Genomic DNA, 22,292 nt, shown 5'->3' with positions numbered 1-22,292 from the left:
GGTCAGCGCCACAGCGAATGCACCGTCAACCTCCCGGTGGCGTTGTCCACCAGCACCACGAAAGGCTCGCTCAACTTGCCTTCCACGGGTGGCCGTGTGCCCACAAAGGCGAAGGCCGCGGCGCCGGGCAGGATCTGGGAAACGGTGTAGCGGTCCAGAGCGGTCTCCGTGCGCCAGATCGCCTTTCCGTCCAGGTCCACGCGCGACACGATGAGCCGGCCGCCCAGGCCCGGCTTGTCCGTATGCACCATCAGCACGCTCTCGGGGTCGGAGAGGCGCAACGGCTCCGCCCTGGCATGCAGGCGCAGGAAGGCCGCGTTCAGGTACGCACTGTCACCGAGGGGCGCGATGCCGCGGATGCGGAAGTGATCGGCGTCGGACCCGCGCTCCAGCTCCCCACGGCACAACCGCCGCTCGCGCTTGGCATCCTCGGCGTTCTCCACCCGGCGCACCCACTGGCCCACCTTGAAGTTGCTTTCGAGCTCTTCCGGGGCGTGCAGGCCAAGCCAGGTGCCGCCCGGAGTGATCAGGCCGGACGCCAGCTGGTCGGTGGGTTCGTGGCGCTGGAAGCGGTCGTTGGACGGCTTGGGCGCCACCGGCGTGGCCTTCCAGGTATCAGGGTCCAGGTCCATGGCCGCGCTGCGGTCGTCGTTGATCAGGTGCAACTTCCCGTCCACGATGTCCGTGCCGCGGGCATCCTCCCACCAGCGCGGCGGCAAGCCCGGGTTCGCGGTCGTCAGGTCATCCGCCGTCACGAGCGTGCCGTCGCGCAGGTGAACACCGTGCAGGCCCATGCAGTCGAACCAGAGCGTGCGCCCGTCGCTGCCCAGGATGCGCGACAGGGTGTAGCCGTTGCCGTCGACCTCCCGGGCGAAAGGCACCACGAAGGGTTCCGTGCCATCAAGCGGAATGAGCAGGATGCTGAGGCTGGTGGTGGTGTTGCCGCCGCGTCCGCTGATCTCCACCATATGCGGATCGGTGGTCTGGATGAGCGAGGCGATGTGCGTGTCCGTGCGCACGCAGTCGTTCAGCGGCACACCGCTCACCGGCGACACGGTGAGCGCCTTCTTGCCGAGCCAGAGCACGCCGCCGATGAGGACCGTCGCGACAAGGATCCCGAGTCCGACCATGGCTTTCAGGTTGGAATACCGGCGCACGAACGCTGCTGACCTGGCCTGCGGCGAAGGCACCCCGGCGGTCTTGCGAGCACCTGGGCCCGGCCCGAGCAAGATGTGGATGTCGCCACGCTCCGGATCGATCTCCGCCGTGCACGATGGCGCCCGCTGCCGCACCACCTCATCGGCCACGAAGCGCAGGATCTCCGCCCGCCGCTCTACGGCCCAACCGTGTGCACGATCCCACTCCGCGCGCGTCCCCATGCTCACGATGGTCACCACGTCGTGGCCACCGAACTCCCAATACCCGGTGATGGACCGCAGGCCTTGGTTGTAGACGACATGGCCGGAACGGCCGTCCTCGGTGATGCTGACGGATGGTCGCATGGGACCCCAACGGTACGGATCATTCGGCACCCGGGGAAGTGCAGCGCGCGTCCGCCTACTCCACGTACAAGCGCCGCACGTGCGATCCGGATGCCGTCACGATGCGAACGAGCCACACACCTGCGGAGAGCTCCCCGAGCCCGACCCTGTGTCCCATGGGGCCGCTGACATTCAGCACGACCCGTCCATGCAGGTCGATCACCTCCACCTGGCGGACCTGCGCTGGGCGGGCAAGCATCAGGGCGCGAGAACGCGTGTCGAACCATACATCGCCCAGGTCCTCCTCTTCGCCAACGTTCAGGACGGCCTGGCAGTCCTGAAGCATCTGGAGGAGCTGCGCCTCCGTTTGGGAGGTGAACACCTGTTGCACGATGCGGTCCGGGCAGATGCGATAGATGGCCGGATAGAAGGTGACGTTGTAGTCCGTGAACACGCCCCGGTCGGGATCCTCCACATTGAAGATGGGGTATGGCGTGCCCGTCAGCCAATCCCCCGCCGTCACCCAAGGGTCCCCGATGCCCATGAGCTCGTTCATGCCGTTCCACTGATCGTACTCCAAGGCCAGCACCATCAGTTCATTCGTGCCGTCGGGCCCATATTGTTCGTACAGGTCCTTCAGCCTGTGGGTCTGATGATAACCCCAACAGGTGGGGCAGTGCGCGGCGAAGATCTCCAGGAACACCGTCCTGCCCGCATCCAGATAGCTGGAAAGGGTATGCGGGGTGCCGTTCAGGTCGGTCAGCGTGAAGTCCGGGGCCACGCTCCCGTTGGGCAGTTGCGCGAGGGCGGTCGGGCCGCTCAGGATCAGCGTCAGTACGAGGGTCGGTCTCATGGAGGTCTTGGCTGGTCACCCGCGGAGGGTGGAACGTGGGTTTCCACGGCAAAGTACCTCGTGTCCGATCCGACCGGCGGACCGATCCACGACCATTCCGGTGGTCCCAAGCACCGTCCCCGGCAACGGAACGGCCCAACAACCTGCGTTCAGGGCACGCGGACGAACGCGCTGTTCCGCGTATCCTACTTTTCCGCCTTGAACCAGCGTATCACTTCGCTCGACCTGCTGCGCGGGCTGGTCATGGTGGTCATGGCCCTTGACCACGTGCGTGACTTCTTCCACCACGGGCTCCTGTTCGGGCCCGACCCCACCGACCTCAGCACCACCACGCCCGCGCTCTTCCTCACCCGGTGGATCACCCATTTCTGTGCGCCGGTGTTCGTGTTCCTGGCAGGGACCAGCGCGTTCCTCTACGGCCGCACCCGCACACCCGCGCAACTGAGCCGCTTCCTCTGGACGCGTGGCGCATGGATGATCGTGGCGGAAGTGGTCATCGTGGCCTTCGGCTGGCAGTTCGATCCGCGGTTCACCTTCACCATGCTCGCCGTGTTCTGGGCCATCGGCGTCAGCATGATCGCGCTGGCCGTGCTTGTGCGACTTCCGTGGCGCTGGGTCCTGGGCATCGGGCTCGTGATCGTGTTCGGCCACAACCTGCTGGACCACGTCCACATCCGGGAGGGCGGCATCGCGGGCACCCTGTTCGATGCGCTACACCGGCGTGGTTCGCTGGAACCGGCCACAGGACGCATCATCGTGTTCGCCTATCCCGTGCTACCGTGGATCGGCACCATGGCGCTGGGCTACGCGTTGGGCCGCCTGTTCACCCCCGAAGTGGCACCGGCGCTCCGCACCCGCACCCTGGCCCGCCTCGGCGTTGCGGCGCTCGCGCTCTTCGTGGTGCTGCGCGGGTGGAACCTCTATGGCGATCCGCAACCGTGGACGGAACAGCCCACACCGCTCTTCGACCTGCTGTCCATCCTCAACACGCAGAAGTATCCGCCCTCCCTCCTCTACCTGTGCATGACCCTGGGTCCGGCCCTGCTCTTCCTGGCCTGGGCGGATGGCCGACGGCTTCGCTGGAGCGCACCCTTCATCGCCTTCGGCCGCGTGCCCTTCTTCTACTACATGCTGCACATCTACCTGATCCATGCACTGGCCACAGTGGCCCTGGTGCTGCAAGGGCAACCGATCCGGGAGACGGTGCTCACGGCCACGGTCGACCCGGCGGCCTATGCCGACAACGGTTTTCCATTGTGGGTGGTGTACCTCGTCTGGATCGGCGTGGTGCTCGTGTTGTACCTGCCCTGCCGATGGTTCGGGACCTACCGCGCCGCGCACCGGGAGAAATGGTGGCTGAGCTACCTGTGAGTCTCGGGTACCCGGTCAGAGTGCCGCTACGCCGGTCCTTTCGATCGCACCGGACCAGCATCCATGGCAAGTTGACATTCATCAATGCACATCTTCAGGCCTCACCTCATCTTTCGATGGGATCCACAAGAATGCCCCGCCCGACGAACAAGAAGGACCTGCTCGCGCAAGGCCGCTCCAGATATGAAGCGTTGAACGCATTCATCGTCGGCCTCTCCCCGGCCGACCGCGACCGCGCGTTCAGACCCGGCACCATGAACCGGAACATCCGCGATGTGCTGGGCCACCTGCACCACTGGCACACGTTCATGCTCGGCTGGTATGCGGTGGGCATGAAGGGTGGCAAGCCGGACATGCCGGCAAAGGGCTACACCTGGGCTGCAACACCGGAGCTGAACCGATGGATCCACCGCAAGTACAGTGATATCCCGTTGAAGAAGGTGCGCGCACTGTTCGAGCGCTCGCACGCCGATGTGGTAGCCCTGATCGAACGGCATAGCGACGCCGAACTCTTCACGAAGAAGCGTTATCCGTGGACGGGCAGCACTTCGCTGGGCGCCTATTTGGTCGGAGCGACATCAAGTCACTACGACTGGGCGCTGAAGCTGATCAAGAAGGGCATGAAGTAGTGCGGGTCGGAGATCGTCCATGATCAGGGATACGCAGGCGCTTGGTGCCTTCCATGTTCGGGATATTTCCTCTGCTGCTCAACGAAACCGGGGCAATCTCTTGCGTTCTCGTATCTCAAATTCTGCCTGTCCTCGCGCACCCGCGGGCGCCAGCCGAAAATGTTGATGGTGCGGGGGACGCCTTCCTGTACGCTCCAGCAACGCTCGTGGATCCGATCATCCTTCTGCCAGCGCATACCGATGGTACTGTGGCCCGGCCAGATGGCAGCTTTGGCCAGGTACTTATCCCAAGCCGCATCCTGCACGCCGGGCTGGCGGCGCAGGAATGCCACCAGCGTATCGTAACTGTTGTCGTGACCCATGTATACCGCTTGCGGCGCCCCGTGGACCTGGCCCTTGAGCATGCGGTGTACTTCCTGCTTCATCCAACGGTCCAGCGCATGCACATTGCCGGTGCGCAACGCCCGTTGGAAGCGTTGCGCATCCTGCGCGCAAAGCGCGATCGGTAGCAGCAGCAAGCAGCACAGCGCGGCCCTCATTGCTCCAACCAGTTGCGCCAATCGGTCAAGGCCTGTTGAAGTCGGGCCTCGGGCATGTCGAATGTCCTGCGCATATCACCCGTTGTACTGTGCTCTTGTCCGGTGAACCGATCCAAGGCATGCACCACTTCGCTCATGTACACGCTGTGGATGGTGGCGTTCTCGCTGCCGCTGATCCATAGCGGAGTGGTCTCCATCACCTTGATGAAGTAACGCACGGCCGCGCGATCCTGTTCCTCCAAGCGGCCATAGTGCTCCTTTGTCGCGCACACCATCGGCCGTATGCGGCGGTAGTTGTCCACTGCATTCACCGCTTCGATGCGCGTATCGGGGTTCCAATGCGTGGTGAGCGCCATGGCGAGGTGGAAGTTGTTATGCCGCCTGATGTAGGTGAACGCTGCGTTCGCACGCGGATCATCGAAGCGTTGATGCAAATGCTCGAAGTGGTAGCGCACGCTGTCGTCCTTCAATTCATCTTGAAGCATGCCGAGCAGTTCGCAGGTAAGCGGAGTGGGAGCGGGGTAGTCGTTGAAGAAGCGGCCAGTGGTATCGGAGAGCACGAGGCCCACGTGTTGAACGAACGCGTCCGGGACCGCGCAGCTACTCTCATCCTGTTGTTGGGCGGAAGAGCCCTCTGTGCGGCAGACAGCCAGCGACAGGATGACCGTGACCACCAGAAGATGTTGACCCATGATGCGCTGTACACCCTGCATTCGACGAAGTTCGAACATCGATCCAGGTAGCGTGTACGATCCCAACTCTAGCCGATCCATGCCAGCGAGAGAGCCGAGCGAAAGAGCCCCGTATTCGAGCGAGATGCCTAGAACACCACCAGCTTCCCCTTCTGCAACAGGTGGCCTCCCGCAGTCACAGTGAAGAAGTATGTACCGCTTCGCGTGATCGTGCGGTCCAGGGAGACCTGTCCTGGCAATAGGCTCACGCGGTCCACTTCCCGCCAGGCCACATCAAGGATGCGAAGTAGGAAAGGACCGTCGCCGTCAACAGCGCCTTGGAAGTGGAACGTTCCGGTGCTCGGGTTCGGATAGCACGACAGAAGGTCGTTCCGCTCGGGTCCATTCCCTCCCAGGCCCCTGCACACCCCGGGGATGTTGGCATCGAGCCAGGCCAGACGGAGGGCGATCCAGGCCTTCAAGGAATCGAGCTCGGCGGCATAGGTGGTCGCCACCGGTCCAACGTCAGGAGCAGGCCCGCTCATGCCGAGGATGGGCCACTTCTGGAAGTGCCGCGCCTGTGCGTTCTGCACGCGGTCGCCGATGCTGTCGATGGTGTGGAAGATGAACGTGGTGTCCAGCACGGTGGTGCGGTACTCCTCATAGGCGCAGCGAAGCTCGTTGTTGAAGGTGCTGTCCTGCAGCAAGCGCACGTACCAACCGCAGGAGTAGTTATCCGTGAAGCAGTCGTTGATGAGATGCGCCCAGCCCGAACCATCGGTCGCTCCGAAAATGGAGCAGCTCGCAATGTTCTTCCAGGCCCAATCGAAATCCCAGATGGGTCCAGCCTTCAGCTTGCCACCCTTGCTGTCCTTGTCCTTGTGCCAGAACACGCTTTTCTTGAAGCCATCGTTGCTGCGCGCCACTTCGTTCACCAGGAAGTAGTCGATGAAGGACTTCACGTCCAGGTACTTCCGGTAGCCGGTGGCGGGATCGTTGAACATGCTGCTGTATAGCGCGGTCTCCAGGCTGTCGACGAAAGCGGCGATGTAGGCCTTCTGCTGGACGGTGATGGTATCCGGCTCGGGGTACGCGTAGAGGAAGTGCACATCGAAGCCCGGGTGATCGATGGGGGAGTGATCCGACTCGAAGCTGTTGTCCGCATCCCAGTAGTTCTGCTCCAGGATGTATCCACCGGTAAGGTCGTCGCCGGAGTTCTCCGTGCCGGTAAGCTTGGCGATGTCCACACGCCCGCTGTCACGCTTGATCTTCTCGCCGAACAGATAGATGCCCCTGTACACGCTGTCGATCAGCACCTCGCACAGATGCGTGCGAGGCGCATATTGACCCATGCCCGCAGAGATCCGGAACGCGAGCTGGTTCCGGATCAGGGACCGGTCATTGTAGTTCGATAACAGCACCCAGTCGTTCTCGGCCGGCATGCTGAGCAACGGAACGTCAAGGTTCGCGCCGAGCGGGTCGCGTGTCTCAAATCCAAAGGGCTGTTGCGGGTAACCCTGCGACGAACCTCCGCGGATCTCGATGCCGATGTGGCCGTTGTACACGTTCGAGGGGTCGGTGAGGTAGGTGATCGTGCCAGGACCGTTGTACTTGATCTCCATGAGCGCATCGATCTTGGGCTCATCCACGATCTCCTGCCCCAGGGTGTTGATCAGCACGATGGGGATCTCGGAACTGTCCAGCACCACGGTGCCAGGGTCAGCGACGCAGAGTTCGAACGCTCCGGTGCCGCCACCGTAGCCGTACGCCTGGATCCAGAGCGTGTCACCGACCAGGAGTTCACTGGCGAGGATCATCGAGAAATAGTCCGGTCCGTTGTCATCGTCGCAGGTCACGAGCGCCCGGTTGAAGCAATCCGGCCCGACCCAAAGCGCGATACCCGTGTCGTTCAGGTCACCGGCGCTGGCCGTGCTCACCACCAGGTTACCGGAAGGAGGTACGGGCATCGTATACCAGATATCGCCCCCGTTGTAGTTCGCGCAGCCCGGGTCGATGCCGGTGCCAAGGGCCGTTGTGTTATCAGCGATCACGCACGCTGTGGTGTCGATCGGCCAGGCGGAACAGGGCGTGCTGCCCGGTGGCGGCACCATCGTGCAATCGCCCAGGCCGATGAACACTGATCCCGTAGCAGGGGTCGGGCCATCGGCGAAGACCACATTACCCCACTGGTCGAACAGCACGTAGCTGTTCTCGCTTTCCCAGTCCTGCGGGGTGTAGATGAGCTCCACGTCATCCCCCGTGCACACGGTGAACGTCTCGGTGCTCCCGGCTCCAGTAGCTGCGAACGTGCCGATGGACGTTCCGTTGACCAGCACCTCCAACGAACCACCGTTCCAGCCATCACCATAGCTGTCGGTCATCTGCAGGATGTGATCGCAGCACTGGGCGTGCAGGCCGCTGCTCAAGATGAGCACTGCGCTTTGGAGAAGGAGGACGTTCTTGAGCATGCGCAGCGACGGGCCTGCAAGATGGCACTTCAGAGCAGAACGTCCGCTCAGGGCCTCACCCTGGACAGGATCCGTTCCCGACAGGTGCGGGAGCAAAGCGCGAATACCAGCCTGCGGCGTTGTCTCGGCGCCCCGATCTTTGCACCCCATGACCGATCTGGAACTGGCCCGTGCGCTGCGCAGCCTTCGACGGACCACCCACATGCTGGAGACCGAGCTGCGCCACGGGCGGCTGGACGATGGCCTTCTGGCCGACATCGAATCCCACATGGAACGTGGCATCGCCGGCGACAGCCGTTGCACCGCCTTGGTGACCGGTGTGGACAACCTGCGCGAGAACACCCTGACGCCACGACCGGAGCGGGTCGCGGACACCATCCGCGCCTGTGAGAAGCTGAAGGATGCCATCGAGGGCGTCACCGCCATCCTGGTATGACAAGGACCGGCGGAGGAAAGGGCCGTTGACCGATGCGGAGAAGGAGCTTATGATGGACCGCTTCACCACCTTTACCCGCAACCGCCTCGGCACGTTCGAGATGATGGAACATCCCTGACGAACACCACGCCCCATGTCCTGGAAGGTCGCTCTCTTGGTCGCTCTGTTGAACGGCATCGCCACCGCCATGGTCACCGTACCCGTGTCCGATCGGGTGACGAAGCGGATGGGAGTGAGCGACTTCGAGGGCAAACGCGGCTTCGCGATCGCGTTCTTCTTCATCCCTGCAGGATTCGTCGGTGGTTTCCTGGCCGGACTGCTGGGCACCAAGCTGGCCGGTGCGATCGATTGGTCCGGCTTCTGGAAGGCCGCAGCGCTGGCGGTCGTGATGGCCCAGGGCAGTTTGTTCGCCATCGCCGGCCTCGGCCTGCTTTCCGTTCCCCGTCCTCCCCTGCTGAACGGTGAAGCCCTTGCGCTGGAAGTGGAGGTTCGGCTGCCGCTCGCCCTGGTGGGCCCGCGCACCCGCGAACCCGACCAGGTCCGCATGAGCCTGTACGCTGGCGACAAGGACAACCACTACGCGCGCATCGACCGCGACCGCTTCCGCGAGGCGGAGGGCCATCTGCTGGTGACCGCCGTGGCCGACCTGAACTCGAGATCGGCCCGTCGCATCCTCAGCCTGGGCATCGAGGACCACACCTGGCTGGCGTTCGACCTCGACGGCCTGGCGCCATCACCCACGGACAAGGACCTCGAATGGAGCGCACCGGCACCCATGCGGGACGCCCGGACCTCCGGCGAGCGCACCCAGCGAACGGCGGTGATGCTGCGGTATCACGTGATCCGCTCCGGAGCGCCCGGCTAGAGATTCTCCGGCAGCACCTTCACGCGCAACGCTTCGTACCGCTCCGGGAACCAACGCCGCAGGATGGCGACGAAGTAGTTGTACGGCTTGTGCTGAAAGAAGCCCGGCGCTTTGCGGTACAGCGCCTTGTTCAAGAACACCCCGTTCGCATCGCGCGGGTTGGCCCGCATGATCGAATCGTTCGACAGGATGGTGCTGTCCCGCAGGATCAGCGGGTAAGGGAACGGGTCCAGCAACACCCGTTCCGGCATCACCGCATAGTTCATCTCGCTGCGGTACGGGGGCAGCCGCACCTCGCCCACCGGCTTCGCGATGCGTTTCTCCACGGAGGCCGATGTGTAGTGCGCCAGATCGGTGAGCGTCCCGCGGAACATGCGGAACAACGCGCTCCGTGCCACGCTCCTCACATCATAGCCTTCCTCGCCGGAGACCATCCCGTTCAGCGTGCCCGACGAGAAAATGCGATGGTCGTGATAGGCCAGCGGCATCCCGGGCACCGGGTCCTCCGGATTGATGATGCTGAAGCTCGTGCCCGCGCTGCAGTAGGCCTCACCATACCACTTCGCGAACGCGGCGTTGCCCACCATGGGGTTGGCGAACGCGTACGTACGGAAGCGCAGACGGGCGGACACCCGGGTGGTGGGCAGGTGCTCGAGGTGCGCCCGAAGCAGGTGGGCCAAGGCGCCCCCCTGGCTGTGCCCGGTGATCACGATGTCATGCACCCCCTGCTGGTCCAGCAGGCGGAGCTGGCCCACCACCTCATCGGCGAGGAAGGAAACGCCCAGGGTGTAGCCGGCATGTACCGCCGCCGCGGTATCGTCCGTGAAGTGGTAGTCGAAGGGCCGGCCATCCACCACCACCGTGCCCTTGGCGGGAAGCATCGCCGCGTGGATGTTCTCCATCCAGCTCAACGGGTCGGCGGTGGACCCACGGACCTCGATGATCCCCATCGCCCCCTTTCGGAACACCTGGAACAGGTTGTCCATGCCGCGGGGCGTGGACGTGTGCACCAGTTCGTACCCCTCGGGCATGATCGCCGCGTCCGAACCATAGAGGTCGCGGAAGGTGTGCGTGGCGCACAAGGCGCTCAGGTCGCGCACCAGGGCCGGATCGAAATTGGCCGGCTGAGCGTGGACACCTCCCTGGAAGAGGCACAGACTGGCGGCGATCGTGCGGATGGACATGTGGCGTGATGCTCGAACGCACCAAGGAATGAAAACCGTGTGCCGCGCTCCTGCGAATTCCGGACCGATCGTCAACCGCCGATCGTGCAAGAGGCCTGGAACGCAAGCGCCCCCGACCACTACTGGCCGGGGGCGCTTGCATTCGGGACCGTCGGTCACTGACGCACGACCCGCAGGACGGAACCCTGTTCGATCCGCAGTTCATACAGGCCCGGTGCCAGCCCGCCAAGGTCGACCAGCGCCGGACGACCTGTGGCCAGGCCCTGCATCAGCAGTCGACCGCTGGCGTCCGTCACCATGTACCGCTCACCCTCCGCCCCATCCAGCCAGAGCTGCCCGGACGTGGGGTTGGGCCAAGCGCGCAGGTCGGCCACATGCCCTGTCCCGATCAAGGTGAAGATGTACGCATAGGGCTGCGAGGTGCTCGTGCATCCGTTGGCATCGGTGATGGTCACGGTGTAGGCCCCGCTCGCCGTGGGCACGTACCAGCTGTCCATGGCGCCCGGGATCGGTTGCCCGTCCACGAACCATTGGAACGTTCCTGCACCCGAGGCGAAGAGCGTATCCACCACCTGCGTGATCACCGGTTCGGCCGGCGGGGCGTTGACCGTGATGGCGAGCGTATCGGCCGATGCGCTGCTACAGCCAAGGCCATCAGTTACCGCAACCGTGTAGCTTCCACCGGTGGTGACGTTGAGCTGCTCGGTGTCCGCGTTGGGGATCACCTGACCGTCGACGCTCCACATGTAGGTGACACCGGGGAAGAGGTCGGCCACAAGGATCACCGAGCCACCGTCGCAGAACACCGTGGTATCCGAGGCCAGGACGGCCGGTGCCTGCGGCAGGTCATTCACGATCACAAGCACCGGGTCCGAATCGTCCACTCCGCACGCGCTGGACACGATCACCGTGTAGTTGCCCGGGGCATCGGCCACCAGGGTCGCTGACGTGGCGCCCGGTATGTCCGAGGCGTCCAACTGCCACTGGTAGGCCAGACCGCCACCAGAGGTCCCATCAAGGGTGACGCTTCCGCCCGCACAGAAGGTCGTGGGGCCATTGGCGGAGACAACGGCTACCGGCGGCGTGTTGTCGATCGTGATGTCGAAGCCGTTGTCCTCGCCCGTGAACGCGGGACTGGTGGACACGATCCGGATCCGATAACCGGTACCTGGAGGGGTGTTCGCCGGGATCGTCACCGGGATGGTGCCTGCCGTAGTGGCCGTCACCTGCCCGATGTCCACCGCATTGCTGAAGTCGCCGTTGGCGTCGCTCAACTGCACGATGAAGTCGTTCGCGTCGATGAGCAGGCCACCGCTGTTGAACACACCGGTCTCGCTGTAGGTGATGTCCAGGGTGGAACCCGGGCAGATGCTGGCGGAAAGCGGTTGTTCCACCGTGATGCTGCGCGGCACGTCGTAGAAGTAGATGGCGGACACCACCTCGAAGCCGAAGATCTGCGTGGTGTTCACTTGAAGCACTGGAACGCGCAACCCCGGTGTGAGCCACTTGTACTCCCGCACCACGGGCCGCTCTATGGCGAACCCGATGCCCAGCGTATCCACGTTGATCGTGTCGCGACCGGCCAGCGTGGTCTTCACCCGCAGGGCACTGAAGCTCCCCGCCGGTGTGTTGATGGTACCCCAGCCGTCCACCTCATTGGTGCGGGTCTGCTGGTAGCCGTAGTACGCCAGGGTCGGCAGGCTGACGTTCCAGGCCGAGCTGGACACGCTCGCGTCGCCGTAGTCCAGCGGCAGCTCATAGATCACATCCTGCTGGCTGAAGATGATCGGCACCGGAATGCCCGCGAGCTCCGCGCCGAAGCCGATCTTCTTGTACTGGGAATTGCTCCGGTACAGGAACGTGTACGGGTCGGCGATGGGCAGCAGCTGGTTGAACGGGATGTCCACACCGGCCGTGGCATGGTTGGCCCGGTTCGGATTGAAGAAGATGTCCGCATAGACCAGCGCGTAGACGATGTTCGTGGAGGCCACCGTCTGGTAGGTCGTGGTGTCCTCGCTCACCGCCTGCAGGTTGGTGTAGTTCCAGGTGAAGCCCGGACCCGTCTGCGCGTAGTTGATGAAGAGGTTCAAGTTGGCCTGGGTCAACCGCAGTTCATCCCCGGCAGCCGGCATCTCGTTCAGGCCGATGGCGACCTGGGCGTGGACCGGTGCCGAGAGCAGGAAAGCGGGAACAAGCAGGGTAAGGAACTTCTCCATGCGGTTGGATTCGGTGTTCGTCGACAAAAATAGACCATTCATCGAGCGTCGTCAACTTCTTTCGACGACCGGTCTGCGGGGCCGGCCTCATTGCCCCTCGTCGCGGAAGAACTCGAGGCTACTGAGGTCCACCAGGTGCACATCGCGGTAGTAGTGATGCAGGATGTCCATGAAGGGGATCCCACGCCTCGCCATCTCCATGGCCCCTTCCTGACAGAGCCCCACGCCATGTCCGAAGCCGCGACCGTCCAGCACCACCTGGTCGCCGGCGGTGCGCACGGTGAAATAGGTGCTCCGCAACTTCCAGTCCTCCCGTAGTTGCTTCAGCGGCACGAGCGGCTTGGTGGTATTGAGGTAGAGGCCACGGCATTGGGGTTCGTGGGCAAGGAGTTCCGCGCGCACGGCCGCATCCGCAGTGCGCAGCCCATGCTTTCTTTCCATATAGCCGAGCCAGTCGGCCTTGGGGATGGTCATGGCCCAGGTGGCATGGGGCTGTTCGATGCAGAAGCTGTCAGTGGTGGCCTGCAGATAGGGTTCGGACTTGCTCCAGATGTCCTCCGCGTTGAGCGTCTCTCCCCCGCAGTTGCTATGGAAGGTGGCCTGGATCAGCCTGATCCCAGCATCCACCACCACCATGCCGCGGGTGGCTTGTGCGGCCTCGGTGATCGGTCCATGGGTGGCCTTTCCCTTGTACACCTGGCAATGCACTTGGTCGCAGAGCTCGAAGCCTTCCGGCGCATGCTTCCGCGCGTTCGCCAGCGCATAGGTCCTGCAGCCCACCGCCTGCAACTTGTAGTACTCCGGTGCCTGCTGCGCTCCGGCCTCGCTCTCGACCACCCCGGCCACGTAATCCTCCAGCTTCACTTCGTTCACGAAGCGCAGTTCGGCGCCCGCCCGACGGATGTCGATGGACCCGCTGTACACGCGTTCGGCGAGCTTGGGCACCACGGCGCGCAGCCGCACGCCACCTCCAGAGGCCGCTCGAAGCGTGATCCGCTCGCGGGCCGTCCACGTCGCGCTCAAGGACCGGCCCACGATGCGTCCGTCCTCCAAGGCTACCCGCAGCCCGTCATTGGGTGCGAGCTCGCCCACCTGCCGGCCATCGGTCAGCACGGCCATGGCGCCGCGGGTGCCCATCAGTGTGGCGCTGGTGACGCCTTTCCCATGGAGCACCGCCACCTGCACTTCCTGGAACTGGGCACCGACCCAGCCGGCCGCGACCAGGGCCCACGCAGTAAGGTGGAGGCGCATGGCGGCGAAAGTACCCGCGCCCGACAGGGCGGTCAGGAGCGCTGGACCAGAATTTTCCACAAGCGCGACGCCGCTTTCGCACTGGCCCCGGGGCCACCCAGTCGTTCCCGCAGCCGGGCCAGGTCGTCCAGCATCGCGGCCCGGTAGGGCGCATCGTGCAGCAGCCTATGCACCTCGGCGTTCAGGGCCTCCGGCGTCAGGTCCTGCTGGATCATCTCCCGCACCACCTCGCGCCCCATGATCAGGTTCACCAGGGAGATGAACCGGACGTTCACCAGCCGCCGGGCCAGCCACACGTTCACGGCACTGCCCCCGTAGCACACCACCTCGGGCACCCCGAAGAGCGCCGTCTCGAGCGTGGCGGTGCCACTGGTGACCAAGGCCGCCCGGGCCTGCCGCAGGAGGCCGTAGGTGCGTTCACGCACCACCAGAGCGGAGCTGTTCCGGAGGAACGGCGCGTACACCGCATCATCGAGCGCGGGCGCCGCGGCCACCACGCATTGATGGTCGGTGAAGCCGGCGGTGGCCTCCAGCATCACCGGCAGCATGCGCTCCACCTCCTGGCGGCGGCTGCCCGGGAGCAGGGCGATCACCGGTCGCCCGTCCGCACCCGGCAACGGCGTCGGCGGATGGTCGTTCTCCTCGGCGATGGCGTCCAGCAGCGGGTGCCCCACGAAGGTGACGTCCATGCCGCGCTCGGCGTACCACTCCTGCTCGAAGGGCAGGATGACGCAGAGCTCGGTGACGTCGCGGCGGATGCGCTTCACCCGGCCGGCCTTCCAGGCCCACACCTGCGGACTGATGTAGTAGAACACGGGGATGCCGAGCGTGCGTGCATAGGTCGCGATGCGCAGGTTGAAGCCCGGGTAGTCCACCAGCACGATCGCATCGGGGCGCCATGCGGCGATGTCCGCCTTGCACGCCACGATGTTGCCGAGGATGGTACGCAGGTTCAGGAGCACCTCGGCGAAGCCCATGAAGGCCAGCTCACGGATGTGCTTCACCACCTGCACCCCGGCCGCCGCCATGCGGTCGCCACCCCAGCCACGCAGCTCCACCTCCGGGTGCTCGCGGCGAAGCGCCTTCACGAGGTTGGCCGCATGCAGGTCGCCGCTGGCCTCGCCGGCGATGAGGTACACGCGCCGGCTCATATCCAAAGGGCCACGATCACCGCACCGTGGATGAACACCGCCATCAGCACGCCGCGCATGGCCTCCACGCGGCCCTTGCGGTCGAACCAGAAGAACAGCGGCACGTCGGCCAGCAGGGACAGGCTCAGTACCGGGGCCTGGTAGCGGCGGGTGCCCAGGAACAGGTCCTGCACGAACCAGCCCAGGTCGTTGTGGGGCCGGATCAGGTTGACGTAGATCAGGGCATACACGAGAAAACCGGCCGCGGGCGCCAGCAACCCGCCCACCAGGCCGACCGTGCGGTCATTCCAGGCCATGGTCCCAGGTGTTCAGGTCGGCGATGGCGTGGTGCGCCGTCATGTCGAACTGGGTGGGCACGATGCTGACGTAGCCGTTGTTCACGGCCCACACATCGGTGTCCTGTCCGTGGTCCTCGCTCTTGAACTCCCCCTTCAACCAGTAGTACTCGCGCTTGCCGGGATCGAGCCGCGTCTCGAACTCGTCCTCCCAGTTGGCCTTGGCCTGACGGCACACGCGCATGCCCTTGAGGGCCTCGCCGCGGGTGCGGGGCACGTTCACATTGAGGCACGCCCCCTGGGAAAGGCCGTGGCGCAGGACGTTGGACACCACGCTCCGCACCACCGGCCGCACCGGTGCGAAATCGGCCTCCATGCTGTGGTCCATCAGGCTGAAGCCCACGCTCGGGATGCCTTCCATGGCCCCCTCCACCGCCGCGCTCATGGTGCCGCTGTACAGCACGTTGATGCTGATGTTCGCGCCGTGGTTGATGCCGCTGACCAGCAGGTCGGGCTTGCGCCCTTCCAGCAGCTTGTAGATGGCCAGCTTCACACAGTCCACCGGTGTGCCGCTGCAGCTCCAAGCGTCCAGGTCGTCCAGGTAGGCCACCTTGTTCAGGCGCAGGAAGCTGTGGATGGTGATGGCGTGCCCCATGGCGCTCTGGGGCTTGTCCGGGGCCACCACCATCACGCGACCGAAGGCGCGGACCTCCTCCACCAGGGCGCGGATGCCCGGGGCGAAGATGCCATCGTCGTTGGTGACCAGGATCAGCGGTCGGTGCTCCATGGGCCGCGAAACTACCCATCCACGCGCTCGGACCTGCCACGGGAACCGGGATCACCAGCCCTTCGCCCGCAGGGAATCAGCCACCAGGGCGCTGAAGTGCGCGGCCCCCTTGGCGTTCAAGTGGGTGCGGTTCATGAACAGCGTGGGGTCGCCCGTCCAGCTCAGGTCCACCGGCACCACGATCTCGGTCGCCCGGTCCAACCGCGGCTCCAGGGCCCGCAGGATCCAAAGGCTGTCCGAGCCATGGAAGGGGGTCTCCACGAACGCCACCCGCGCATGGGGCCAATGCCGGCGACGATGCGCACGCAAGGCCTCGAGATACCCGTCCAGCCCGTTCAGCGCATCCGCTGGCAGGCTGACCTGGCGGGCACGCTTGGGATCGAGCACCTCCGTGGAAGCCACGAAGCCCGCGTGCACGTTCGTCACTGTGTCCAAGGTCGCGATCTTCAGCACGTACTCCGGGAATCCTGCGTACCGCGCCCATGGAAGTAGGTCCAGCGGACGGAACCCGGTCTTGTGCCGCACGATGTCCAGCACGGCAGGGTCACGGATATCATCCAGGAACTGCTCGTACTGGATGATGGTATCCCGGGCCAGCGGCCTCCACGATGCGGCGTCGACGTTCACCACCACCAGCGCTGGCTCCGGCGCGTGCTCCAAGTAGTAGCGCAGCTTGCCCAACTGGTCCAGCAGCGGATACCCGATCATACCCAGGTTGTAGCACGGGCGCCTCAACCGCTCGGCGATCACCTGGGCATCGTAGTGGTACCGGGCGCGTGAATTGCCGATCACCACCACCTCGGCCTCCGCCTTTCCCGCGCGGATCACGTGCAGGTCCGCGTACCGCTCGAACTGCCGGCCGGCGGCCCGCCGGGTGAGCGCCAGGTCCAGCACCACCGCCACCAGGGCGCAGAGCGCGGCGGCCATCAGGGTCTTCCACAGGAACGGGCGCATGGTCAGAACTGGAAGTAGATGAACTGCACGTCGTTCCGCCGACTGAAGAGCACCACGGCCAGCACCAGGGTGAAGTAGACGGCGTAACGCACCCACCGCGTCGTGATCTGGCCGAAGGGATCACGCACGTGATGCCGGTTCACCAGGTCCAGCAGGACCATGACCCCCACGAAAGGAAGTCCGTCCAGCCGGTCGGGCACGCTGATGACGTCCTGGGTGCACATGCCCTTCAGGTAGCCGAAGGCCTCAGCGATGTTCCGGGCGCGGAAGAAGACCCAAGCGAGCGTGACGCCGGCGAAGGTCAGGAGCGTGGACAGGAGGATGCGCGCCTGTCCGGCCGGTCGCGCTGGCCCATCCGCCTTGCCGATCAGCGGGACGTACAGCAGCCCGTGGATCGCCCCCCAGGCCAGGAAGGTCCAGTTGGCGCCATGCCAGAACCCGCTGGCGATGAAGGTGACCAGCGTGTTGAACACACGCCGCGGGCGGCTCACCCGGTTGCCCCCCAGCGGGATGTACAGGAAATCGCGGAACCAGGTGCTGAGGCTGATGTGCCAGCGTTTCCAGAAGTCGCCGATGTCGCGGGCCAGATACGGCGTGCGGAAGTTGGTCATCAGTTCGATGCCGAAGAGCTTCGCCGATCCGATGGCGATGTCACTGTAGCCGCTGAAGTCGCCGTAGATCTGGAAGGCGAAGTAGATCGCCCCCAGCGCGAGGTCGGGCCCGGATTCCCAGGGATACAGCCGGAACACCTGATCCACCATGGGCGCCAGGCTGTCGGCGATGACCACCTTCTTGAACAGGCCCTGGACGATGAGCCGCAGGCCGCTCACGCCGTTGGCATAGGTGAACCGCCGGGACGCGGTCATCTGGGGCAGCAGGTCCACCGCTCGCATGATAGGCCCGGCCACCATGTGCGGGAAGAAGCTGACGAACGCGAGGTAGGCGATGGGATCGCGCACCGGTCGCATCTCGCGCCGGTAGATCTCGATCGTGTAGCTGATGCTCTGGAAGGTGTAAAAGCTCACCCCCACCGGCAGGATCACGTTCAAGGTGCCGATGTTGGCCTGCAGGCCCAAGGCGTGCAGCGCATCCACCGCCGAGGCGATGAAGAAGTTGCTGTACTTGAAGTAAGCCAGGATGCCCAGGTTGAAGACCAGGCTCAGCACCAAGGCCCGCCTGCGGACACGCGCATCGCCGCTCCGGTCGATCCACAGGCCCAGCCAGTAGTCGCTGAACGAGCTGACGAACAGCAGCGCGAGGAAGCGCGGGTCCCACCAGCCGTAGAACACGTAGCTGGCCACGATCAGCAGCAGGTTCTGCGCACGCAGGCTCCGGAACACGCCCCAGTAGAGCGCGAACACCGTGGGCAGGAACCACAGGTAGTGGACCGAATTGAACAGCATGGGCTGACGGCGCGCAAAACTACCCGGCGTGCCCGCTCGATCGCCATCTTCGCGTCCCAGATGCCCTTGTGCTCATGGGCACTCGCACACATGAAACAGCCCATCTTCCCGCCCAACGCCGCCAAGCCCCTCGCCCCGTACACGCCCGCCATCCAGGCCGGCCCCACGCTCTACCTCAGCGGCCAGATCGCGCTGGATGAACACGGGGACCTGCACATGGGCGATATCGCCACCGAAACGCACAAGGTGATGGAGAACGTGGGCAACCTCTTGAAGGCCGCCGGCATGGGCTATGAGCACCTGGTGAAGGTGACCATCTTCCTGAGCGACATGGCCCACTACGCCGCCGTGAACGAGGTGTACGGCACCTACTTCACCGAAACGCCGCCCGCCCGCGAGGCCGTGGCCGTAAAGGGCCTGCCGCGCGGGGTGAACGTGGAGATCAGCGGGGTGGCCTGGAAGGGGTGACCGGAGGTCGATCCCGACCCGGCTCGGACACTCACCGGTCCGTGCGCCACTGCAGCGCCTCCATCACCGCCTCGTGCAGGATGTTGGCATGGTCCAGGTCGGTGATGCGGTGGAAGGCCACGCGGGGCACATGCGCCTTGCGCACCAGGGCGGCGAGCTTGCGGGCCGGACCCACCATGGCCTTTCCCTCCTTGCCCACGGTGATGTGTACCGAGGCCACGCCGATGTCGGGCGCGCTGAGGGCATCCGCCGGGATGTCCAAGGCCGATCCATCGTCCCACCACAGGCTGGGACTTACGATGATGTAGTGCTGAAAGAGGTAGGGCATGCGCAACAGCAGCTCCGTCGCAAAGAGACCGCCGAGGCTCTGGCCGATCAGGGTGCGCTCCCGGGTGGTGCGGTAGTTGGCGTCCATGAAGGGGATCATCTCCTTCGCGATGAACCGCATGAACGCGGCGCTTCCGCCGGTGGTCGGGAAGTCAGCCTTGTCCTTGGCCACCGTGGAGGGAAAGGTGAGGTCGCGCTTCCGGTCCACGTTGGCGATGCCCACCACGATGCTCGGCTTCACCCGATCCACCCACGGGAACGAAGCGAACTGCACGGCGCCGGTCACATGGATGAAGTCCTCATCGGCACTTCCATCGAGCAGGTAGATCACCGGGTAGCGCGCGGCGCTGTCGGGGTGGTAGCCCTGCGGCAGGGCGATGTTGAGGACGCGGTCCTCAGCGAGGGTGGTGCTGCGAATGGTCTCCACCACGCCCAAGGTGAAGGGCGCAGGCGGTGCGGACCGCTGCACCTGTCCACTGGCTGACAGGGCCAGGAGCAGGCCGGAGCAACTGATGGGCAACAGAACACGCATCAGGGAACAGTGGTGATCGGCCCAGGCCACCGTTGAAATCCGCCCTCCAGGTCCACCACCCGGCGAAAGCCCATCCGTTTCATCCGCCGTGCCGCGAGCGGGCTGCGGTGGCAGGTCTGGCAATAGAGGAACACGAGCGTGGAACGGTCGAGGTCGCGCACCAGCCGGCCGTAGCGGAACGAGAGGAAGCTCCGGTTGATGGCGCCCGGCAGGTGACCTTTCTCATGCTCCCCGGCGGTGCGCACGTCCACGAGCACCCGGGCCGTGCTGTCCGCCAGCAGGCGCGCATAGGAGGCGGCATCGACCTTGGTGTAGGTGAACCGGTCCGTGCTGCGGACCGTGAAACAGCCCGCGAGCATCGGTCCGAGGACGAGCAGGATCGGCATCCCGATACGCACGCTCCTTCAGCTGAAGCGCTTCAACTGGCTGCCGTACAGCGCCACGAACGCGAGGGCCAGGAAAGGGCCGAAGATCCCGAGGTACTTCCACGGGAGCACCGCATGCGGAACGAAGATGCCCACCACCTGGGCCACCGCGTAGAGGTAGAAGCCCTGGCGGCGGCCTCGCCACATGTTGACCGCCCCGATGAAGCGGGCGACGGTACGCAGCAGGAGCAGGCCCATCAGCAAGGCGCCGCCATGGTAGAACAGGGGCACGAGCTCCTCGAAGGCCGCGACGCCCTCCTCGCCCATCATGTCGCTCATGCCGGCCATCTGCTCGTTCATCTGCGCCATGAACTCCTCCTCGGGCACGGACCGAAGACCCAGGGTGAAGAGCAGGCCCAAGCCGTAGATCAGCAGAAAGAGCCCGCAGTTGATGAAGCTCAGGATGCCGAGGCCCGTGAGCATGTCAGGGCGCTGGGTGGAACCGGAATCGTCCGGCAGGAAGGTGGTGGCCATGGAGGCGAATGTAGGACCGGCGGGCGTGCCACCGTCGCCGTCGCCGATCGGCCATGGCCCCTACCTTCGCCCCCTCAACCCGCACCCCTTCCTCATGAGCTATGATGTGATCGTCCTCGGCAGTGGCCCCGGAGGCTACGTGGCCGCCATCCGTGCCAGCCAGCTGGGCCTGAAGACCGCCGTCGTGGAACGCGAGGCCCTTGGCGGCATCTGCCTCAACTGGGGCTGCATCCCCACCAAGGCCCTGCTGAAGAGCGCCCAGGTGTTCGAGTACATCCACCACGCCAAGGACTACGGCATCACCGTCAACGGCGGCTCGCCCGACATGAAGGCCATCGTGCAGCGCAGCCGCGACGTGGCCAAGGGCATGAGCAACGGCGTGCAGTTCCTGATGAAGAAGAACAAGATCGACGTGATCATGGGCACTGGCAAGCTGATGCCGGGAAAGAAGCTCGAGGTCACCGGCGCCGACGGCAAGAAGCAGGTGCTCGAGGCCAAGCACATCCTCATCGCCACAGGCGCACGCAGCCGCGTGCTGCCCAACCTGCCCCAGGACGGCAAGAAGATCATCGGCTACCGCGAGGCCATGGTGCTCGCCGAGCAGCCCAAGAGCATGGTGGTGGTGGGCAGCGGCGCCATCGGCAGCGAGTTCGCCTACTTCTACAACGCCATCGGCACCAAGGTGACCTTGGTGGAGTTCATGCCCAACGTGGTGCCCGTGGAGGACGAGGAGGTGAGCAAGCAGCTCGAGAAGAGCTTCAAGAAGCAGGGCATCGACGTGATGACCGGCGCCGAGGTGACCAAGGTGGACACCGCGGGCAAGGGCTGCAAGGTGACCGTGAAGAGCGCCAAGGGTGAGCAGGTGATCGAGTGCGACATCGTGCTCAGCGCCGTGGGCATCGCCCCCAACATCGAGGGCATCGGGCTGGAGGAGGTGGGCATCGCCACCGACAAGGGCCGCATCACGGTGAACGAGCACTACCAGACCAACATCCCCGGCTACTACGCCATCGGCGACGTGACCCCCGGCCAGGCCCTGGCGCACGTGGCCAGCGCGGAAGGCATCATCTGCGTGGAGAAGATCGCCGGGCACCACCCCGAGGCGCTCGACTACGGCAACATCCCCGGCTGCACCTACTGCAGCCCCGAGGTGGCCAGCGTGGGCCTGACCGAGAAGCAGTGCAAGGACAAGGGCCTGGCCATCAAGGTGGGCAAGTTCCCCTTCACCGCCAGTGGCAAGGCCAGTGCAGGCGGCAACAAGGACGGCTTTGTGAAGCTCATCTTCGACGCCAAGTACGGCGAGCTCCTGGGCGCGCACATGATCGGCGCCAACGTCACCGAGATGATCGCCGAGTGCGTGAGCATCCGCAAGCTCGAGACCACCGGCCACGAGATCATCAAGACGGTGCACCCCCACCCCACCATGAGCGAGGCCATCATGGAGGCCGCCGCCGCCGCCTATGGCGAGGTGATCCATCTGTGACATGGGAAACGTGAGAGCTGAGCATTGAACGGGCGGTCCTTTCGGCTCT

The 22,292-nt window shown here is 64.9% G+C and carries 22 protein-coding genes; 6 read left to right on the top strand and 16 right to left on the bottom strand.

Features of this window, described 5'->3' with window-relative positions; genetic code table 11:
* Window positions 1–2 precede the first annotated feature (2 nt).
* Both IPJ87_03425 and IPJ87_03420 read right to left on the bottom strand, forming a co-directional pair.
* On the bottom strand, window positions 3–1,502 hold the full coding sequence (locus IPJ87_03425) for a hypothetical protein (protein ID MBK7940917.1): 1,500 nt from the start codon (window positions 1,500–1,502) through the stop codon (window positions 3–5).
* Between the two features lie 55 nt (window positions 1,503–1,557).
* Complete coding sequence (locus tag IPJ87_03420; protein ID MBK7940916.1) at window positions 1,558–2,334, bottom strand: redoxin domain-containing protein; 777 nt, start codon at window positions 2,332–2,334, stop codon at window positions 1,558–1,560.
* Between the two features lie 198 nt (window positions 2,335–2,532).
* Between IPJ87_03420 and IPJ87_03415 the strand changes: the two genes are divergently transcribed.
* On the top strand, window positions 2,533–3,705 hold the full coding sequence (locus tag IPJ87_03415; protein ID MBK7940915.1) for a DUF1624 domain-containing protein: 1,173 nt from the start codon (window positions 2,533–2,535) through the stop codon (window positions 3,703–3,705).
* A gap of 131 nt (window positions 3,706–3,836) precedes the next feature.
* Window positions 3,837–4,334 (top strand): ClbS/DfsB family four-helix bundle protein, encoded by a 498-nt coding sequence (locus IPJ87_03410; protein MBK7940914.1) that lies wholly within the window; start codon window positions 3,837–3,839, stop codon window positions 4,332–4,334.
* Between the two features lie 23 nt (window positions 4,335–4,357).
* Here IPJ87_03410 and IPJ87_03405 read toward each other — a convergent pair whose 3' ends face one another.
* The 3 genes from IPJ87_03405 to IPJ87_03395 form a co-directional block, all read right to left on the bottom strand.
* A complete protein-coding gene (locus tag IPJ87_03405) occupies window positions 4,358–4,873 on the bottom strand; it encodes a hypothetical protein (GenBank protein ID MBK7940913.1) in 516 nt (171 codons plus the stop codon).
* Complete coding sequence (locus IPJ87_03400; GenBank protein MBK7940912.1) at window positions 4,870–5,565, bottom strand: hypothetical protein; 696 nt, start codon at window positions 5,563–5,565, stop codon at window positions 4,870–4,872. Before IPJ87_03400 ends, IPJ87_03405 begins: the two co-directional genes overlap by 4 nt.
* Before the next feature lie 128 nt (window positions 5,566–5,693).
* Window positions 5,694–8,012, bottom strand: a complete 2,319-nt coding sequence (locus IPJ87_03395) for a CotH kinase family protein (protein ID MBK7940911.1) — start codon at window positions 8,010–8,012, stop codon at window positions 5,694–5,696.
* Between the two features lie 148 nt (window positions 8,013–8,160).
* Here IPJ87_03395 and IPJ87_03390 point away from each other — a divergent pair, with 148 nt between their 5' ends.
* Both IPJ87_03390 and IPJ87_03385 read left to right on the top strand, forming a co-directional pair.
* Window positions 8,161–8,448, top strand: a complete 288-nt coding sequence (locus tag IPJ87_03390) for a hypothetical protein (GenBank protein ID MBK7940910.1) — start codon at window positions 8,161–8,163, stop codon at window positions 8,446–8,448.
* A 133-nt stretch (window positions 8,449–8,581) separates the two neighbouring features.
* Entirely contained in the window at window positions 8,582–9,313 is a 732-nt protein-coding gene (locus tag IPJ87_03385) for a hypothetical protein (protein MBK7940909.1), read from the top strand.
* On the opposite strand, the gene IPJ87_03380 is transcribed toward IPJ87_03385, so the two are convergent.
* The 8 genes from IPJ87_03380 to IPJ87_03345 form a co-directional block, all read right to left on the bottom strand.
* Window positions 9,310–10,497: a hypothetical protein gene (locus IPJ87_03380; protein ID MBK7940908.1), complete on the bottom strand. Its 1,188-nt coding sequence runs from the start codon at window positions 10,495–10,497 to the stop codon at window positions 9,310–9,312. The genes IPJ87_03385 and IPJ87_03380 overlap by 4 nt on opposite strands.
* Before the next feature lie 155 nt (window positions 10,498–10,652).
* Window positions 10,653–12,713 carry a hypothetical protein gene (locus IPJ87_03375; GenBank protein ID MBK7940907.1) on the bottom strand — a complete coding sequence of 687 codons (2,061 nt, stop codon included), beginning with the start codon at window positions 12,711–12,713 and terminating at the stop codon, window positions 10,653–10,655.
* Window positions 12,714–12,800: 87 nt separating this feature from the next.
* Window positions 12,801–13,964 carry a SpoIID/LytB domain-containing protein gene (locus tag IPJ87_03370; GenBank protein ID MBK7940906.1) on the bottom strand — a complete coding sequence of 388 codons (1,164 nt, stop codon included), beginning with the start codon at window positions 13,962–13,964 and terminating at the stop codon, window positions 12,801–12,803.
* A 32-nt stretch (window positions 13,965–13,996) separates the two neighbouring features.
* A complete protein-coding gene (gene lpxB, locus IPJ87_03365) occupies window positions 13,997–15,115 on the bottom strand; it encodes a lipid-A-disaccharide synthase (GenBank protein MBK7940905.1) in 1,119 nt (372 codons plus the stop codon).
* Window positions 15,112–15,411: a hypothetical protein gene (locus IPJ87_03360; protein MBK7940904.1), complete on the bottom strand. Its 300-nt coding sequence runs from the start codon at window positions 15,409–15,411 to the stop codon at window positions 15,112–15,114. The genes lpxB and IPJ87_03360 overlap by 4 nt, the downstream gene beginning before the upstream one ends.
* Entirely contained in the window at window positions 15,398–16,177 is a 780-nt protein-coding gene (gene surE / locus IPJ87_03355; protein ID MBK7940903.1) for a 5'/3'-nucleotidase SurE, read from the bottom strand. Before surE ends, IPJ87_03360 begins: the two co-directional genes overlap by 14 nt.
* A 51-nt stretch (window positions 16,178–16,228) precedes the next feature.
* Entirely contained in the window at window positions 16,229–17,131 is a 903-nt protein-coding gene (locus IPJ87_03350; protein MBK7940902.1) for a hypothetical protein, read from the bottom strand.
* 2 nt (window positions 17,132–17,133) lie between these two features.
* Window positions 17,134–18,534: an MBOAT family protein gene (locus IPJ87_03345; protein MBK7940901.1), complete on the bottom strand. Its 1,401-nt coding sequence runs from the start codon at window positions 18,532–18,534 to the stop codon at window positions 17,134–17,136.
* A 90-nt stretch (window positions 18,535–18,624) separates the two neighbouring features.
* On the opposite strand from IPJ87_03345, the gene IPJ87_03340 reads away from it, so the two are divergent.
* Window positions 18,625–19,002: a RidA family protein gene (locus tag IPJ87_03340; GenBank protein MBK7940900.1), complete on the top strand. Its 378-nt coding sequence runs from the start codon at window positions 18,625–18,627 to the stop codon at window positions 19,000–19,002.
* A gap of 31 nt (window positions 19,003–19,033) precedes the next feature.
* On the opposite strand, the gene IPJ87_03335 is transcribed toward IPJ87_03340, so the two are convergent.
* The 3 genes from IPJ87_03335 to IPJ87_03325 are packed head-to-tail and all read right to left on the bottom strand — an operon-like array spanning window position 19,034 to window position 20,760.
* Complete coding sequence (locus IPJ87_03335; GenBank protein MBK7940899.1) at window positions 19,034–19,861, bottom strand: alpha/beta hydrolase; 828 nt, start codon at window positions 19,859–19,861, stop codon at window positions 19,034–19,036.
* Entirely contained in the window at window positions 19,861–20,247 is a 387-nt protein-coding gene (locus tag IPJ87_03330; protein MBK7940898.1) for a rhodanese-like domain-containing protein, read from the bottom strand. Before IPJ87_03330 ends, IPJ87_03335 begins: the two co-directional genes overlap by 1 nt.
* 18 nt (window positions 20,248–20,265) lie before the next feature.
* The gene (locus tag IPJ87_03325; GenBank protein MBK7940897.1) at window positions 20,266–20,760 is read right to left on the bottom strand and encodes a hypothetical protein; all 495 of its coding nucleotides are present in this window, start codon (window positions 20,758–20,760) and stop codon (window positions 20,266–20,268) included.
* 94 nt (window positions 20,761–20,854) lie between these two features.
* Here IPJ87_03325 and lpdA point away from each other — a divergent pair, with 94 nt between their 5' ends.
* Window positions 20,855–22,243 (top strand): dihydrolipoyl dehydrogenase, encoded by a 1,389-nt coding sequence (lpdA, locus tag IPJ87_03320; GenBank protein MBK7940896.1) that lies wholly within the window; start codon window positions 20,855–20,857, stop codon window positions 22,241–22,243.
* Window positions 22,244–22,292 lie beyond the last annotated feature (49 nt).

It is taken from the genome of Flavobacteriales bacterium, assembly GCA_016713875.1.
Classification (GTDB): Bacteria; Bacteroidota; Bacteroidia; order Flavobacteriales_F; family PHOS-HE28; genus PHOS-HE28.
The sequence above is the reverse complement of the archived record's forward strand: the minus strand, read 5'-3'. Positions and strand labels throughout refer to the sequence as shown.